This window comes from Bacteroidia bacterium, assembly GCA_033391075.1.
Classification (GTDB): Bacteria; Bacteroidota; Bacteroidia; order J057; family J057; genus JAWPMV01.
The window spans coordinates 1,029,229-1,046,041 of sequence record JAWPMV010000001.1 but is presented as its reverse complement, the minus strand read 5'-3'; the positions used below and the strand labels follow the sequence as shown (position 1 = coordinate 1,046,041).

15 protein-coding genes are annotated in these 16,813 nt (G+C 42.6%); 12 read left to right on the top strand and 3 right to left on the bottom strand.

Annotated elements, in window-relative coordinates; genetic code table 11:
- The first annotated feature begins 45 nt into the window (after positions 1-45).
- The 3 genes from lpxD to R8P61_04120 all read left to right on the top strand — a co-directional run bounded on the left by lpxD (position 46) and on the right by R8P61_04120 (position 3,386).
- Complete coding sequence (gene lpxD / locus R8P61_04130; protein ID MDW3646230.1) at positions 46-1,023, top strand: UDP-3-O-(3-hydroxymyristoyl)glucosamine N-acyltransferase; 978 nt, start codon at positions 46-48, stop codon at positions 1,021-1,023.
- Positions 1,024-1,168: 145 nt separating this feature from the next.
- A complete protein-coding gene (ahcY, locus tag R8P61_04125; GenBank protein ID MDW3646229.1) occupies positions 1,169-2,485 on the top strand; it encodes an adenosylhomocysteinase in 1,317 nt (438 codons plus the stop codon).
- Positions 2,486-2,609: 124 nt separating this feature from the next.
- A complete protein-coding gene (locus R8P61_04120; GenBank protein ID MDW3646228.1) occupies positions 2,610-3,386 on the top strand; it encodes a methyltransferase domain-containing protein in 777 nt (258 codons plus the stop codon).
- Between the two features lie 47 nt (positions 3,387-3,433).
- Here the strand turns inward: R8P61_04120 and R8P61_04115 are convergent, their stop codons facing one another.
- Positions 3,434-4,174, bottom strand: coding sequence for a hypothetical protein (locus tag R8P61_04115; protein ID MDW3646227.1), 741 nt, complete (start codon positions 4,172-4,174; stop codon positions 3,434-3,436).
- A gap of 163 nt (positions 4,175-4,337) precedes the next feature.
- Between R8P61_04115 and R8P61_04110 the strand changes: the two genes are divergently transcribed.
- Together R8P61_04110 and R8P61_04105 are read left to right on the top strand one after the other, a co-directional pair.
- Positions 4,338-5,699 carry a HAMP domain-containing sensor histidine kinase gene (locus tag R8P61_04110; protein MDW3646226.1) on the top strand — a complete coding sequence of 454 codons (1,362 nt, stop codon included), beginning with the start codon at positions 4,338-4,340 and terminating at the stop codon, positions 5,697-5,699.
- Positions 5,700-5,701: 2 nt separating this feature from the next.
- Entirely contained in the window at positions 5,702-6,379 is a 678-nt protein-coding gene (locus tag R8P61_04105) for a response regulator transcription factor (GenBank protein ID MDW3646225.1), read from the top strand.
- Between the two features lie 235 nt (positions 6,380-6,614).
- On the opposite strand, the gene R8P61_04100 is transcribed toward R8P61_04105, so the two are convergent.
- Complete coding sequence (locus R8P61_04100) at positions 6,615-7,142, bottom strand: DinB family protein (GenBank protein MDW3646224.1); 528 nt, start codon at positions 7,140-7,142, stop codon at positions 6,615-6,617.
- Between the two features lie 41 nt (positions 7,143-7,183).
- Positions 7,184-8,347 carry an aldose epimerase family protein gene (locus tag R8P61_04095; protein MDW3646223.1) on the bottom strand — a complete coding sequence of 388 codons (1,164 nt, stop codon included), beginning with the start codon at positions 8,345-8,347 and terminating at the stop codon, positions 7,184-7,186.
- Positions 8,348-8,462: 115 nt separating this feature from the next.
- Here R8P61_04095 and R8P61_04090 point away from each other — a divergent pair, with 115 nt between their 5' ends.
- From R8P61_04090 to dapA, 7 genes are all read left to right on the top strand, one after another.
- Entirely contained in the window at positions 8,463-10,076 is a 1,614-nt protein-coding gene (locus R8P61_04090; GenBank protein ID MDW3646222.1) for a sodium:solute symporter, read from the top strand.
- Positions 10,077-10,182: 106 nt separating this feature from the next.
- Positions 10,183-11,439 carry a beta-ketoacyl-ACP synthase II gene (gene fabF / locus R8P61_04085; GenBank protein MDW3646221.1) on the top strand — a complete coding sequence of 419 codons (1,257 nt, stop codon included), beginning with the start codon at positions 10,183-10,185 and terminating at the stop codon, positions 11,437-11,439.
- A 76-nt stretch (positions 11,440-11,515) separates the two neighbouring features.
- Positions 11,516-12,379, top strand: a complete 864-nt coding sequence (locus R8P61_04080) for a substrate-binding domain-containing protein (protein ID MDW3646220.1) — start codon at positions 11,516-11,518, stop codon at positions 12,377-12,379.
- Positions 12,380-12,489: 110 nt separating this feature from the next.
- On the top strand, positions 12,490-13,230 hold the full coding sequence (locus R8P61_04075; protein MDW3646219.1) for an ATP-binding cassette domain-containing protein: 741 nt from the start codon (positions 12,490-12,492) through the stop codon (positions 13,228-13,230).
- Positions 13,231-13,267: 37 nt separating this feature from the next.
- Positions 13,268-15,271, top strand: a complete 2,004-nt coding sequence (gene ligA, locus R8P61_04070; GenBank protein MDW3646218.1) for an NAD-dependent DNA ligase LigA — start codon at positions 13,268-13,270, stop codon at positions 15,269-15,271.
- Positions 15,258-15,827, top strand: coding sequence for a hypothetical protein (locus tag R8P61_04065; protein ID MDW3646217.1), 570 nt, complete (start codon positions 15,258-15,260; stop codon positions 15,825-15,827). The genes ligA and R8P61_04065 overlap by 14 nt, the downstream gene beginning before the upstream one ends.
- 18 nt (positions 15,828-15,845) lie before the next feature.
- Positions 15,846-16,724: a 4-hydroxy-tetrahydrodipicolinate synthase gene (gene dapA, locus R8P61_04060; protein MDW3646216.1), complete on the top strand. Its 879-nt coding sequence runs from the start codon at positions 15,846-15,848 to the stop codon at positions 16,722-16,724.
- The last annotated feature ends 89 nt before the right edge of the window (positions 16,725-16,813 follow it).

The following is a 16,813-nucleotide window of genomic DNA, read 5'->3' as shown; positions in this document are numbered from 1 at the left end:
AAGTGTGCAAATTTAGCCTTTAAGACTGTAAATACAAACCAAAGCATGAAACTTAAAGAGGCAAAAAGCCTTAAATCTTTAGCAGAACTCCTCGGAATCGAATTTGTAGGTCCCGAAAATCATAAAGTTCTGGGTATAAATGAGATTCACATGGTTGAAACCGGTGATCTTACTTTTGTTGATGTAGAAAAATACTACGATAAGGCCTTGAATAGCGCTGCGACTACTATCCTGATCAATAAGAAAGTAGAAGCACCCGCCGGTAAAGGCCTCTTGATCAGTGAAGATCCCTTCAGAGATTACAATATCCTGACCGAACATTTTCAAGCCAGAAAACCATTGGACACGAAAGGGGAACCGCAAAAAGGAGCAGGTGTCAAAATCGGCACCCATGTCGTTTTTGGAGAAGGGGTCATCCTTGAGGAAGGAGTAGAGATCGGACACAATTGCGTAATAGGCTCTCATGTCAGGATCGGTGCGGGCAGCCTGATCCATGCCAATGTTACCATCTACGATAATTGTGAAATAGGAAAAGAGGTATGCATCAATTCGGGCACTGTCATTGGGGGGGAAGCTTTTTATTTTAAAGCTCGTCCTTATGGCCGGGATAAAATGTTGACCAAAGGAAGGGTCGTTATTGAGGACCATGTAGACATAGGTGCTAATTGTACTATAGATCGGGGAGTAAGCGGAGATACACGTATAGGCGCATGGACCAAGCTGGACAATTTAATCCAAATCGGACATGACACCCAGGTAGGGAAAAAATGTCTGATCGCCTCCCAGGTAGGGATAGCAGGAGTGGTTACAGTTGAAGATGAGGTGGTTCTTTGGGGACAAGTGGGGGTAAACAAGGACCTGACCATCGGAAAGGGTGCTCAATTGTATGGAAAAACCGGCGTAATGTCAGACCTGGAAGGCGGAAAAACCTATTTGGGAATGGTCGCCGTAGAAGCTCGACAAAAATTGAGAGAAATTGCGGCTATTCGTAAGCTGCCCGACTTAATTCGTAAGCTGAAATAAGAAATCTTGCGAGAATGTTGTGAAAATTCGGGATATCTAAACCAAATTGCGTCCCGGTCGGTTAAATCCCTTGTATTTACCGTTTCCAATATTTTGTCAATATGCCTATTTTTGTGGGCAATATATATTTAACCAAAAATAATTCATGTCAGAAGTAACAACTCAATACCTTCCTTACAAAGTAAAGGACATCTCTCTTGCTGCATGGGGAAGAAAAGAGATAGAGCTTGCCGAGGCAGAAATGCCAGGTCTTATGTCAATTCGTGAAGAGTACGGAAAAGAAAAGCCATTGAAAGGTTCCCGTATCGCCGGATGTCTGCATATGACTATTCAAACGGCAGTACTGATCGAAACTCTCGTTGAATTAGGAGCTGAAGTGACCTGGTCTTCCTGTAACATTTTCTCTACACAGGATCATGCAGCTGCAGCGATTGCTGAGGCTGGTATTCCTGTTTATGCATGGAAGGGAATGAATGAAGAAGAATTTGATTGGTGTATCGAGCAGACCCTTTTCTTCGGTGAAGATCGCCAACCGCTGAACATGATCCTCGATGATGGAGGAGACCTCACCAATATGGTATTGGATAAATACCCTGAGTTAGTAGAAGCCATTGGAGGGCTAAGTGAAGAAACAACTACCGGTGTTCACCGCTTGTACGAGCGTATGAAAAACGGTACCCTTCCTATGCCGGCCATCAATGTAAATGACTCCGTTACCAAATCTAAATTTGATAACAAATATGGATGTAAAGAGTCTTTGGTTGATGCTATTCGTCGTGCAACGGATGTGATGATCGCTGGTAAAGTAGCAGTAGTAGCCGGATACGGAGACGTAGGTAAAGGTTCTGTTGCTTCTTTGAGAGGAGCTGGAGCGAGAGTGATCGTTACAGAAATTGATCCGATCTGTGCCCTTCAGGCAGCTATGGACGGATTTGAAGTGAAGAAAATGGCTGATGCCGTTAAAGAAGCAGATATTGTAGTAACTGCTACTGGTAACAAAGACATCATCCAGGGTGAGCACTTCAAAAATATGAAGGACAAGGCCATCGTTTGTAACATTGGCCACTTTGACAATGAGATCGACATTGCCTGGTTGAACAATAACTATGGAGATACCAAAGTTACCATCAAACCACAAGTTGACCTTTACACCATTGATGGCAAAGATGTAATCATCTTAGCTGAAGGCCGTTTGGTGAACCTCGGCTGTGCTACCGGACACCCATCCTTCGTAATGTCAAACTCTTTCACTAACCAGGTATTGGCTCAAATCGAGTTGTACACCAATGGTGATAACTACGAAAATCAGGTATACACATTGCCTAAGCATCTGGATGAAAAAGTTGCTCGCTTACACCTCGCCAAAATTGGAGTGGTACTTGAAGAGCTTCGTCCTGATCAGGCTGACTATATCGGCGTAACGGTTGAAGGCCCATATAAGCCTGAACACTATCGTTACTAGGATCTCGGATATTATTATCAAACGCATAAATAGAAAGCCTGTCCTTAGGGATAGGCTTTTTCTATTTGGGGTTTTACATTGATCCACTTTTTCCCCATCTTCCCCTCACTCATCGCATATTGCCATGTCCTATCAAATCAGTGAAAAAAACCTCGAAAGGCAACAACTCCTTTCCGTAGCCCTCAACGGCATTTCAAAAAAATACCTCAAGAAATTCCCTCAGGAAAATATTCATAAGGTATTAGACCTAGCTTGTGGTTTAGGCGAAACCAGTCGGATGCACAAAGGGCTTTTCCCACAGGCTGAAATAGTCGGAGTGGATATGGATGAAAAACTCCTGAATTATGCCAAAGAACTCGGAGATCAAGGAATAGCCTTTCAACAAGCCGATGCTACTGCCCTCCCCTTTCCAGATGATTACTTTGATTTGGTCTTCACGCGATTTCTACTCATGCATGTTCCAGATCCTCTAGCCGTATTGAAGGAAATGAAAAGGGTCTGCAAAAAAGGAGGGATCATTTTAGCACAGGAACCAGATATGGCGACAAGCGGAGGGCTATATCCCACCCACTGGGCATACGATCTTCTGGTTGATGCTTATCATCGACTTTATGAAGAGCCTCAGATGGGACGAAAATTGCCGCACCTTTTTGAAGCTTGCGAATTGCCCATCCCTAAGGTTCGCTGCGACACCTTTCTCATGCACAGGCATCAAGAAGGAGTATCCAAAAAGCTGACAAGGATGACTGCAGAAGGGATTTTGGATAATATGGTCGAAAAAGAGCTAATTTCTCCAGATAAAACAGAAGCCTTTATCGCAGGCTTGAAAGAAATCGAGGAAGATCCTCAGTACAGTTTCATCACCGATCCGGTGGTAACGATTTGGACGAAATTGCAGTAGGGGCAGCTCATGAGCTGCCCCTACAAAATCCCATCTAAACAATTTCTTTATTGATCTCCCCAAAGTCGGTATTCACCTTCTGCCAACAAGGGTAATCCAATGGCTTTTCTGGCTTTGTTACTCTTATTCACATCCTCAATGATGGGAGGCAGCACTTTATTGGTTTTCATATCAAACTGCTGATTGGTGCCGTAGAGTTGGGGTTCGCGGAGAATCTTGGCTTTGATGTTGTCGTAAAATTTGGCGAAAGTCTCGGGAGGCATTCTTTCGGCCTTAACTTCCTCTTTAAAAATGACGGTATACTCCTCCAGATATTCCGCAGGGTCCCAATCTTTGGGAGGATGCATAAGCAAAAGTAATTGGACGTAGGTATTTTTCCCCAAAAGCGCTTCCGGCAAAAATCCATAGGTATCGAATATCCCCCTTAAGGTCAGATGATTTTTGATATCGATTTGGTGTTGGAGAACCCAAAGGGAATCCTTTAAGTCTTTATCCATGGAAAGATTCAGGGATTTGGTGTATTTCATGTAAGCCTCGATCCCGTCCTTATCATAGACCGCATTCATTTGTTCAATGATCTTATCGTCCATGGTTTCATTAGCGATGTAGTTTCGATACTGCTGATCAGTTTCAGACATCTCCTGGATAACTTCCTGCAAGTAGGCAATTTCATCTTCACTCACTTCTTTTTTCAATTGAAAATCCTGACCGATGAGCGAACCCAGGATAAAAAACTGGCCAATCAGGTAGGCAATGAGGCTATGGTAGAGGTGATCAAAAGTCTTCATAATTTTCGAATTAAAGATTGATTATTTGTTTTGATCACAAGTAGCAGCCTTATTTTCATCCATTTATCCATCCAAAAACGAATAAGCCCTAAGCAAAAACGAAAAAGCTTAAGGAAAACTTAAAAAGCCTTATCCATCGCCAAATCCGCCTTATCTTGGACTTGTGAAAAATTCGACAAATGCATCTTCGAGCTTTTATCAGCGGCTGAGCATCTTGGCTTTTCTCCTGCTGATCCTGCTTATACTCATTCAAATAAGTTGGTTGAGTAGGGCGGTAAATCTTCAGCGAGAGCAAACCCATGCCCGATTGCAAAAACTGATCCCTGATATAGCACTCGACATAAATCGTATAGATCATTCCCTTTTCCACGATACCCTCCTTGATCTGACAGGACTGGATTTATTGGAAGTAGAGTATCGAATCGATAAGATATTGGAAGAGAATGACATTGATCAGGATATTCATTTCGCCTTTTACCAGGAAACCCCAGATGGGATATTTTTGAGCAATATGCCGGCGAAACAGGCAGACTTAGTGGATTCTGATATTCGCTCCTGTATGTCCTGCATTGTATCCTTTTCTGTGGTGAAAGACACCAATGGTTTGGGAAGTCTAGAGGAAGAAGAGTATCGAGAGCAGCTATTTGATCGATCCGAATTTCAATATTACAGCCCGATCAATTCCCTGAAATCGGCGGAGGATGATGTACTCTGGCTTGCCTTATATGCTCCCCATGAGTTTTCCGCCGCAATAAAATCCCTGATTTACATATTCCTCCTCAGCCTACTGCTCCTGCTTTGCCTTCTGGGACTCTTCTTCTATGTACTTCGCTCCCTTTCCCGACACAAAAAATTGAGCCAGGTAAAGAATGACTTTTTCAACAATGTCTCACATGAATTCAAAACACCCCTTAGTTCTATTCGTTTGGCTTCGAAAGTATTGCAGCAAAGCAAAGATCCGGAAAAAAACAAGACCTATCACCAGTTGATCGAAAAGGAAAGCCTGCTTTTGGAACAGCAAATCGATAAACTTCTGGAATTCTCCCTTCTGGATAATAAAGAACTGGAATTTGAATACCAGGAAATCGATCTAAACCAATTGATTCGGGAAATACCTGCACGACTCAAAGTTCTGATAGAGGAGAAAAAGGCCCATTTGAAAGTAAATCTGGATGAAAGTCTGGCTTTCGTAAAAGGAGATGCGACCCACCTTTCTAATAGCTTCTGTAATTTGGTGGAGAATAGTCTAAAATATTCACAACAAGGAGTCGAAGTAGAAATTTCCACCTTGCAAGATGGCAAGCAAGTCTTTATCCGGGTGAAAGACAATGGTCCGGGGATAAAAGACGAGTATCAGGATCAGATTTTTGATCGCTTTTTCCGCGCCCAAAATAATAATCAATATAAAGGACAAGGCTTTGGGATAGGGCTAAGTTATGTAAAGAGTATCATTGAAGCCCATAAAGGCAATATTCGCTTAAACAAAGCCTACAAAGAGGGCTGCGAATTTATCATCAAACTATGAGCATGAACAGAATCCTCCTGACAGAAGATGACCAGAGTTTCGGCTACATACTTTCCGAGTATCTGACTATGCATGATTTTCAGGTGGAGTGGGTAAAGTCAGGGGAAGAAGCCCTGGAAAAGTTGCAGCGAAACAGCTATCAGCTTGTTATTCTGGATATCATGCTTCCCGGAATCGATGGCTTTGAGATCGCAGGTCATATCAAAAAGCAACACAAAGACATTCCTTTCATTTTCCTCAGTGCCAAATCTCTCCGCATAGATCAGTTGAAAGGCTTTAAACTGGGCGCTTATGATTATATCACAAAGCCGGTAGATGAAGAATTGCTAGTGGCCAAAATACGGGCCCTGATCGGACAGACCTCAAAGTTAAATACGCCTTCGAGCTACGAATTGGGCAGCTATAGCTTTCATCCGGATCTTTTTCAATTGAAACGAGAAGATCATGTCCAAAAACTCACGCAAAGAGAGAATGAGCTCTTGCAGATGTTTTGCGAGCATGAAGGCCGGCTTTTAGACAGAAAAAAAGCCCTACAGGAAATTTGGGGAGAGACGGATGAGTTTAGTCGAAAGAGTATGGATGTTTTCGTTTCTCATCTCAGAAAATACCTTTCCGCAGATGCTTCCATCAAAATCGAAAATGTGCATGGAAAGGGCTTTATTTTTTCGGTGAAGAGATAAGCCAGGCAGACTGTCATTGCGAGCTCAAATGTTGAGCGCAGCAATCTCCTGGGCTTCTGATTGCTATTTAGTATCAAGGAGATTGCTTCGCCTGTCATACAGGCTCGCAATGACACGCTTGGTGTCGCAGTTTCCTAACACTCAAAAGCAAATACAAACCCTAAATCTGTACTTGCACTTGAACTTATCTTAACCCAATTCCAAGGGTAAATGCAGCTCAAAAAGCTAACAAATTTCAATAATTCTCTTTCAGATTCTTAAGATGATGCTGGGTATGGTATACAGACCAAAGCATAAATTCACGAACCAACATTCTACCCATTAAAGGATGGGGCAAGAGGTAGCGATCCAAATCTTTGTCTTTCCACTTCGACAGTTTTTTCAGGAAAGTTTCAGATGATTTCTTATAAGATTGCAAGTATTCCTGTTTATTTGCGGCCAGATTGCTGAGTTCAGTGCTCGGATTTGTAAAGTCTGCTGGCAGTGCGGCGAGTTTTTCCTTATACTTACTTACAATCGTATCATAAGCCCTTGCTGGTCTATTTGGCTTACCAAATTTGTATCGGAGAAATACTTTAGGAATCCCCAATCCTTTTTTCAGCTGCTTATTTACAATGATCAAATGATCGAGATGTTGGGCAGTGGTCCACTTGCCTTTGGGTCCCATATTAAACTTTTCATCATCCTGGGCATATATCCACTCCTCCACCTGAATCAAACCGGCCTTCGCTCCCTGTATAATTGCTTCCTTTGAGTTCAACATATTGGTTTACGCTAATGATCTGCTGTGAAATTCCCGGGTGCTTATTTAGCCTTCGAAAAGGAGTAGAGGGTCTTGGTTTGATAGATATCCTCAGGCTGAAGAATACTGCTGGGGAAATTGTCTTTATTGGGTGAATCCGGGAAATGCTGGGGTTCGAGGCAGAAGGCCGTTCGATAATGATAGGCATTGCCTGTTTTCCCGATATTTGATCCATTCATAAAGTTTCCGCCATAAAACTGTACCCCTGGCTCGGTAGAATGCATTTCCATAATGATTCCACTTCGATCTCCTTTTACTCTTGCCATAAATTCCGGAGATGCTTTGGGTTCCATGGCCAGCACGAAGTTGTGGTCGTATCCATTTCCGGTCAGCAATTGCTCATCCAGTGCTTCAATCCTGTCATGAATACGAGCAGGCTCACGAAAATCAAATACGCTTTCGTCCACCGCTTTTATTTCGCCCGTCGGAATCAGGCTCTCATCAACGGGCGTAAAATTATCTGCCGCTATCGTAATCCAATGTTTGTGAACAGTACCACTCCCCTCTCCATTTAGGTTAAAGAAAGCGTGATTGCAGAGATTTACGGGAGTAGCTTTGTCAGTTTTCGCTTCGAAGCTGATTTCCATTTGATTCCCGCTCATCTTATAATATTGGACTACCTCCAAATTTCCCGGATAACCCTCTTCTCCATCTTTGGATAAATAACTCAGTTTTAGGGTTGAATCATTTTCCTGCACAGCATCCCAAACCACAGATTCAAATCCCTTATCTCCCCCATGCAAATGGTTAGGATCATTATTGACAGCCAGGGTATAGTCTTCTCCATTCAGGCTAAATTTCCCTTTGGCGATTCTATTGGCATATCTTCCGATCGTAGCTCCATGATATTTCTCATTGCTACCATCGCTGTACTCCGTCAGTGTATTAAATCCCAATACAATATCAACAGGCTTAGCCGTAGAATCTTCTACCCAAAGGCTGACGAGCCTTCCTCCGTAATTGGTGATAGCAGCTCGTATTCCAGCTGAGCGTAGATGATAGAGTTCGACCTTTTTCCCATCCATTTCTGCCTGAAAATCAGCCTTTGCCGGTAAGCTTATTTTATCGAGAGCAGAAGAAGAATCTGCTTTTTGCTCCTTTTTTTCTTCCTGGCAAGCACTTATGGTCAAAAAAACCATAATTATAGGTAGTAGTAATTTTTTCATTGAAAGATTATTTGCTAACATGCGGGGGAATTTAGCCAAAAACTTTATCTCTGACCAAAAAAGCTATCCAAACGGGCAAAACAGAGATACGGACTACAATTGAAACGAAACTACTATGAACGAATTTGCTACCCTCGATTGGGTCATAGTCAGCATATATTTCCTGATTTTAGCAGGAATCGCTGGATGGGTGATCCGACAAAAACAAAAAAATACGGAAGACTACTTTTTGGCCGGACGAAATATGGGCTGGTTTATCGTAGGTGCCTCCATTTTTGCCTCAAATATCGGTTCCGAACATGTAGTGGGCCTGGCGGGTTCAGGAGCTTCAGACAAATTTCCGCTCTTGATTTATGAATTGCATGCCTGGATTGTCTTGATGTTGGGTTGGTTATTTCTTCCTTTCTACCATAGAGCCGGGGTCTTTACCACTCCAGAGTTTTTGGAAAAAAGGTTTAGTCCAAGTGCTCGTTGGTTTTTATCTATTTTTTCTCTGATTGCCTATGTTCTGACGAAAGTTTCTGTGACAGTTTATGCGGGGGGAATAGTAATTTCAACCCTCCTGAATATAGAATTCTGGACGGGCGCCCTTGCCACAGTCATATTAACTGGTGTCTACACAATTTTGGGAGGCATGCGAGCAGTAGTTTATACAGAAGCCTTGCAAACGGTTGTCCTCATCCTTGGAGCAATTTTTCTCACCGTTTTTGGACTGGATGCAGTGGGAGGATGGACTGAACTTCAAAGCACTGTAGGTCCGGAGTATATGAATATGTGGCGTCCCAATTCAGATCCCGATTTCCCCTGGACCTTCCTTGTCATTTCCAGTACGATTGTAGGGATATGGTATTGGTGTACGGATCAATATATCGTTCAAAGGGTATTGACCGCTAAGAACGTCCAGGAAGGACGTAGAGGAGCTATTTGGGGGGGATTCCTCAAACTGCTTCCTGTATTTATCTTCCTGATCCCAGGCGTAATAGCTTTGGCGCTGAAAATGAAGGGTCAATTGGAATGGGATAGTCCGGATCAGGCCTTCCCGGCTTTGTTGAGCCATGTATTACCTCCTGGACTGAGAGGTCTGGTAGCTGCAGGTCTGCTGGCTGCTTTGATGTCCTCTTTAGCCTCCGTCTTTAATTCCTGTTCAACCCTCTTCACCGTTGACATCTATCAAAAGCTGAATCCAAATAAAAGTGAAGCAGAATTGCTGCGAATCGGAAGATTTGCCACAGGAATCATTGTATTAGCCGGTATCGCCTGGATTCCGATCATGCAGAACATCTCTACCGTATTATATGAATACCTCCAATCTGTCCAGTCATATATTGCCCCTCCAATTACTGCAATATTCTTGCTCGGAATTTTCTCCAAGCGCATCAATTCAAGAGGAGCAATGGCTGCTTTGGCTTCAGGTATAGTTATCGCCGCTATCAGAATAATTTTAGAGCTTACGAAAGACAGCTTTGAAACCGGAAGCTTTTTGCATATGCTGGGAGACACCAACTTCCTCATTTTCTCCACCTGGTTTTTCGTCTTTGCAGTACTTATCACCGTAGTAGTTTCTTTACTTACTCCTGCCCAGGCAGAGGAAGATATTCAAGGCCTTACCCTTGATACCGTATCAGAAGAACAAAAAATATTGAATCGCCAGAGCTTCAACATGTGGGACGTTGCAGCCTCTCTCTTTGTAGTTACAATCGTTGCATATGTAATGTTCTATTTTTCCTAGAAAAATAAGCTTATAAGAATCCTTGTGGGGAAAGCATGTCCAGCTTTCCCCACAATTTTTTTTCACGCCAGATTTTTTTCGTAATCTTGTGCCCAAATTTCATCCTATGAAAGAACTAAAACGTGTTGTTATCACTGGATTGGGAGCCCTTACCCCCATTGGAAATACCCTCGAAGAGTACTGGAAAGGTCTGGAAGAGGGAAAAAGTGGAGCAGGTCCCATTTCTTTATTCGATGCTACTCATCATAAAACGCAGTTTGCCTGTGAAGTAAAAGGTTTTGATGCTCAGGAGATCTTCGGCAGAAAAGAAGCCCGTAAGATGGACCGCTTTGCACAAATGGCAATGTCTTGTGTAGAAGAATGTATTGGAGATACGGGTATTGATTTAGAATCTGTAGATAAAAATCGCATTGGAGTTATCTGGGCATCCGGTATAGGGGGCCTTGGTAGCCTTGAGGCCGAGGTGATTAATTTCTCCGAAAATAATCAGGTTCCCAGATTCAATCCCTTTTTCATTCCCAAAATGATTGCAGATATCGCTGCAGGGCACATCTCTATAAAATATGGTTTCAGAGGTCCTAACTTTGCAACCGTATCTGCCTGTGCTTCTTCAACCAATGCAATCGCTGATGCTTTCAACTACCTCAGACTGGGTAAAGCCAATATGATCCTGACCGGTGGCTCTGAAGCAAGTATCACGCATTCAGGTGTTGGAGGATTCAATGCCATGAAAGCCTTATCTCAAAATAATGAGAATGCAAGTGGGGCTTCTAGGCCTTTTGATGCAAATCGTGATGGATTTGTATTAGGAGAAGGAGCAGGAGCTTTGATGTTGGAAGAATTGGAGCATGCAAAAGCAAGAGGCGCCAAAATCTATGGAGAAGTGGTAGGATCTGGTCTGGCTGCTGATGCTCACCATATCACAGCTACTCATCCTGAAGGATTGGGAGCTATGCTGGCGATGCAAAATGCGCTGGAAGATGCCGGTTTAAATAAAGAAGACATTGACTACCTCAATGTTCATGCGACATCCACTCCGGTAGGAGATATAAGTGAAGCCAAAGCTATTGAGGAGTTTTTCGGAGAGCATGTGGACAATCTCCATATCAGTGCTACTAAATCCATGACCGGACACCTCCTGGGTGCTGCTGGAGCCATTGAATCTATCGCAGCTTTACTTGCGATTAACAAAGGAATTATTCCTCCAACCATCAATCTCGAAGACAGGGATGAGAGAATCAGTAAAAGGCTGAATCTTACCCCAAATAAGAGTATCAAAGCCGAAGTAAATATTGCCATGTCAAATACTTTTGGCTTTGGAGGACATAATGCAATTGCTATTTTCAAGAAATACGCAGAATAAGTAGATAAATCAGATCTATTATAACAGGGATAAGGACTCATCACTCCTTATCCCTGTGTCATTAACAAAAGTCCTTATGGAAAGCAGATCGGTTTTTAAGGTTGGAGGAGTTCCTGAGCATTTTAATCTTCCCTGGCATTTGGCAGGAGAAGACGGGGACTTTGAACAGGCAGGAGTATCCGTAGAATACAAGGACTACCCGGGAGGCACCGGAGCGATGTCGAGGGCCCTGGCATCCGGAGAGCTTGATCTGGCCATAGTGCTTACAGAAGGAATAATTTCTGCCATCCATCAGGGAAATCCATCTCGCATCATCAAAAGTTATATAGACTCTCCCTTGATCTGGGGCATTCATGTAGCAGCCAATGGAAAGCTTCAGGAAGAAGAGGATATGGAAGGCAAACGCTTTGCTATCAGTCGCTTTGGATCGGGTTCTCACCTTATGGCAATCGTTGATGCCATGCAAAGAGGATGGGATTATGAGCATCTACTTTTCGAAAAAGTAGGTAACCTTGAGGGTGCGATAGAAGCCCTCCCCGACAATAAAGCTGATGTTTTCCTATGGGAAAGATTTTCTACCCAGCCCTTTGTGGATGATGGAATCTTTCGCAGGATAGGGGAAATCCCCACTCCCTGGCCGTCATTTATGATCGCTGTACGAGAAGAAGTTTATGAAAAACGGTCGAAAGACTTGCAAAAATTGCTGGATGTCATCAATCGAAAATGTAAAGAATTGATGAGAGATCCTGATGCCGTAAAAACTATTGCAAGTCGCTATGATCTCGAGCCAGAACAGGTAGCTATCTGGTTTGACTTGACCAAATGGAGTACAGATCTTTCCATCCCGACTCAGTCTTTATTAAAGACCCAGGAAGCTTTGCTCAATGCGGGCATCATTGAGAAAAAAATGAAGCTCAACAAGCTCTGTTTTGTTGGATAGATTCATTTCCGTATTTTCAGGTGCATTCAAAAATCCTGTATAATATTCCCGCTTTTACAAGAGTTATATTTCAGGACGAACCTAAGATTTCCTCTTAATCAGGCAGAGAAATGGGTATAGAAATACGCGATATCAAGAAGGCTTTCGGAGAGAAGCAAGTATTGAAAGGGGTCAGCTTTGAGTTTGAGCAGGGGAAAGTTAATATGATCATAGGAGCGAGTGGAAGTGGGAAGAGTGTCATGCTCAAATCCATCGTAGGACTCCACAAACCTGATGAAGGCCTGGTACTCTATGACGACCAGGATTTCCACAGCAAAAATCCCAAAGACCAAAAAGATATCCGGAAAAATATCGGCATGCTCTTCCAAAGCTCAGCCTTATTTGACTCCATGAATGTAGAGGAAAACGTAAGCTTTCCCCTGAAAATGTTTACCTCCCAATCTCCTGAAGAGATCAAAGAGCGCGTAAATTTTTGCCTGGAAAGGGTCAATCTGGTAGATTCCAACCAACTTTATCCTTCAGAACTTTCGGGCGGGATGCAAAAAAGGGTAGGTATTGCAAGAGCCATCGCGCTGAATCCTAAATATCTTTTTGTGGATGAACCCAATTCCGGTTTGGATCCTCTGACAGCATCTGTCGTTGATAAATTGATCCAGGAGTTGACGGTAGAATTTGAAATGACGACCATCGTTGTATCGCATGACATGAATTCTGTCATGAATATTGGCGATAAGATTATGTTCTTGTACCATGGAAAGAAAGAATGGGAAGGAACCAATAAAGAGATTCTTTATTCCAAAAATAAAGCATTGGAAGAATTCATATTTGTTTCAGACCTGATCAAAAGATAGGGATATACAAGAGAGATTAACACGATAGAAAAAATATATGAGCCCCGAGGAAAGGATAAAGGCCCTGAGTAAAGAACTTGCCCTCCATAATTACAATTACTACGTTCTCGACAAACCGAGTATCTCCGACTATGAGTTTGACATGAAACTCAAGGAGTTGGAAGAGCTGGAGGAGAAATTTCCTCAATTTCAACAAGCAGACTCTCCTACTTTACGTGTAGGAGGAGAAATCACCAAAAATTTTGAGAGTTTTCAGCATATCCGTCCTATGTTGAGCTTAAATAATAGCTATTCGCAGGAGGAAATCGGAGACTTCGATGAACAGGTAGATAAATTGGCAGGAGGAAAAGCTTATACCTATTTACTCGAACATAAATTTGATGGTGTTTCCCTCAGTCTTCATTATGAAAATGGACTGCTTGTGCGAGGGGTAACCCGGGGAGATGGGGTAAGTGGAGATGATATTACTGCCAATGTAAAAACCATTCGATCTATTCCTTTGAGGCTCAGAGGAGATGATTTCCCTCCACAATTGGAAGTTAGAGGTGAAGTAATAATGCCCCTGGATGCTTTTCAGCGACTCAATGAAAAGAGAGCTGCCGAAGGCCTGGAATTACGGGCAAATCCCAGAAATACTACTTCCGGGACCTTAAAGAATCAGGACTCAGCTATAGTAGCGGAACGAGGATTGGTATTTTTTGCTTTTTATCTGGCCGGTGATGGTTTCAACTTCCAAACCGAGGGAGAAAACATGGATTGGCTCATAAAACATGGATTTAAAGTAAGTGGAACCCATCGGGTTGTACCCGATAAAAGCGAATTATTCAATTATCTCGATGAATGGGAAGCGAAACGTAAGGCCCTGAATTATGAAATCGACGGGATTGTAATCAAAGTAAATGAGTTGCAATTGCGGGAAGAGATAGGATTTACCTCTAAAGCTCCCCGTTGGGCCATTGCCTATAAATACAAAGCAGAAGAAACTCGCACCACATTGGAATCGGTATCTTTCCAGGTCGGCAGAACAGGAAAAATCACACCGGTAGCTAATCTGACGCCTGTATTATTGGCGGGAACCACTGTAAAAAGGGCATCAATCCACAATGCAGACGAAATAGAACGACTGGATTTGCATGAAGGAGATACGGTTACGATCGAAAAAGGTGGTGAAATCATACCCAAAATCACTTCGGTTGTGATGGATGAGCGGGCAAAAGAGGCAGAAGCTATACATTTCTTACATAATTGTCCGGCTTGTGATACGCCTTTGGTCAGAACCGAAGGGGATGCAAACCATTATTGTCCCAATGAAATATCCTGCCCTCCGCAGGTAAAAGGCCGAATCATCCACTTTGCTTCAAGAAAGGCAATGGACATCGACGGATTAGGAACGGAAATTGTAAACCAATTGGTAGATGAAGGCTTGATTCGGACCTATGCCGATCTTTACAAATTGACCTATGGAGCTTTGATAAAGCTGGAGAGATTCGCAGATTTATCTGTACAAAATTTACTTCAGGGAATAGAAAACAGCAAAGAGATCCCATTTGAGCGGGTTTTGTTCGGTTTAGGGATCAGATTTGTAGGAGCGACAGTAGCGAAGAAACTGGCCAGACACTTTGAAAGCATTGATGCACTATCAGAAGCTGATGAAGAAAGCCTGGTAAATGTTCCGGATATTGGAACCAGAATTGCTGAGTCTGTTCATGAATTTTTCAGAAATTCGGACAATCAGGAGCTGGTTGATAGCCTCAAACAGTCAGGATTACAGCTTGAAGTAGCAGAAAAAAGCACCCGTCTGGATATACTTAATGGAAAAAGTTTCGTAATTTCAGGGGTGTTTTCTAACATGAGCCGAGATGAATTGAAACAATTGATCGAGGACTGCGGCGGAGACGTAAAAAGCTCGGTGTCAAGCAAAACCACATTTTTGTTGGCTGGAGACAACGCAGGACCCTCAAAATTGACAAAAGCAGAAAAGCTCAACGTGTCAATCATTTCAGAAGCTGAATTTATGCAAATGATTAATGGAGTGGCTTAACGACCTAAAAGAAAAATTTAGTAAGCGCCGTATTCGCAATCTGGATCGTAGCAAAGAGTACATCCGTGACTTTGTCGATATAGAAAGTGCGAATAAAATCGGGGTGATCGTCAATATGAATCACCTGGAGGGGAAAGATCTTGCTCTTGTTACCGAATACCTTGAAACACTGAAAAGAAGAAATAAGAAGATTCTTATCATCGAACTTAACTTTAACAAAAAGGAAGTTCCGCATTTTACTTCTTATACCAATCATATTTTTATCAGTCCCACCAAACTCAACTGGTTGGACTACCCTACCCCCGCGATCGAAAATGAGATCCGCCAACACGAATTGGATATTCTGATGGACTTTGACTATTCCAGTAGAATGACTTCCAAATATGTGTGTAGCATGGCCAAAGCAAAAACACGTACCGGTGTACATCATGAAGGTTATGAAAGTTGTTATGAACTTATGATCTATCACGATGAAGAATCCGGCATGAAGGGACTTATCAAGGAGTTTGATTACTTCTTGAATATGATCGATAATGGCCAAAAAGTTAAGGCATAAAACCAAGCTCTAAGCATCATGAATCCTTTTAGTGGTACGGGAGTTGCCCTTATAACTCCTTTTACAGAAGATTTACAGGTAGATATACCTGCTCTTCGTCGCATTACCCGAAATATGATTCAAGGGAATATAGATTCCCTGGTTATTTTGGGTACAACCGGTGAGTCTGCCACCTTGACCGCAGAAGAACAAAAGCTCGTTATTGAAACAATCCTGGAAGAAAATGATGGCGAATTGCCCATCGTTTTAGGTATAGGAGGAAACAATACTGCTGCTGTCTGTAAAAAGGCAGAAGCATGGAGTAAACAATATAAACCCTCGGCTGTCCTTTCGGTCAGCCCTTACTATAATAAACCCTCACAAGAAGGAATATACCAGCACTATAAAGCCCTCGCATCCTCAACAGATGCATCCATTATTCTTTATAATGTACCGGGAAGAACAGCCTCCAATGTCAGTGCCGAAACTTGTCTGAGATTGGCTCATGATATTGAAAATGTGGTAGCGATGAAAGAAGCCTCGGGAGACATTGATCAGGTAATGAAAATCATAGCCGGAAGACCGGAAGGTTTCAGCCTACTCTCCGGAGATGACCATTTGGTCCTACCCTATGTTTCATTGGGAGGCGATGGAATTATCTCGGTTACCGCTAATGCTTTCCCTGCTAAATTTAGTGAAATGGTAAGAGCGTCTCTTTCGGGAAATTGGGATTTTGCGAGAAAGCTTCATTTTGAAATGCTGCCCCTGACCAAACTAAATTTTGCCGAAGGAAACCCTGTAGGAGTCAAATCTCTGATGAATTTACTGGGCGTTTGTAAGTCTGATGTGAGATTGCCTCTGGTTAAAGCTACGCAAGATCTAGTCAACAAGATGCAGGCTGAACTAAGTCCTGCATAATAGCATTTACTTCCAGATTCCAGCTTAACATTGGCCAAATATTCCCAATATTTGGCCTGATATTCTAATCGAATACCCTGAGAATAAAG